Source organism: Bradyrhizobium sp. Ken51 (genome assembly GCF_055807435.1).
This window is the reverse complement of sequence record NZ_JBVVPB010000145.1, coordinates 1-368: the sequence shown is the minus strand read 5'-3', so window position 1 is coordinate 368 and position 368 is coordinate 1. Positions and strand designations below refer to the sequence as shown.

Below are 368 nucleotides of genomic sequence, written 5' to 3'. Positions count from 1 at the left end.
CTCGCCAGTTGCGTGGCGGTGCTGCCCCTGCTCATGTCGTCGACCTGATGTCACCCTCGCGTTTGCGACAGTCGCGCCCTGGATCTGCGCGTGCCGCCGATCAGGATTTCACCGAGGATGCTTTTCGAGGAGCAGCAACACATGAAGCAACACACCTTCGAAGCTTCCATCACAGCGATCTGCTGGACACCGCTCGTGCTTATGGGCAGCGCGACGCCCCCAAGAGATCCCGATGAAGATGAAGAGGATAAGGAGGAGGAGGATGAAGATGACGAAGACCGCGATGATGACCCGGCGGTCGTGCGCGAGCCGGACGAAGACTAGATTGACGCGTGTTCGGCCGTCGGTGCTATAATATCCCCCATGGG

1 protein-coding gene is annotated in these 368 nt (G+C 59.8%); it reads left to right on the top strand.

From position 1 onward, the window contains the following. Positions 1 to 141: 141 nt before the first annotated feature. Positions 142 to 324, top strand: a complete 183-nt coding sequence (locus AC0L27_RS41230) for a hypothetical protein (RefSeq protein WP_473323847.1) — start codon at positions 142 to 144, stop codon at positions 322 to 324. The last annotated feature ends 44 nt before the right edge of the window (positions 325 to 368 follow it).

Coding starts and splice junctions, on each gene's coding strand:
- AC0L27_RS41230 (WP_473323847.1), top strand. CDS start 142: ATGAAGCAACACACCTTCGAAGCTTCCATCACAGCGATCTGCTGGACA.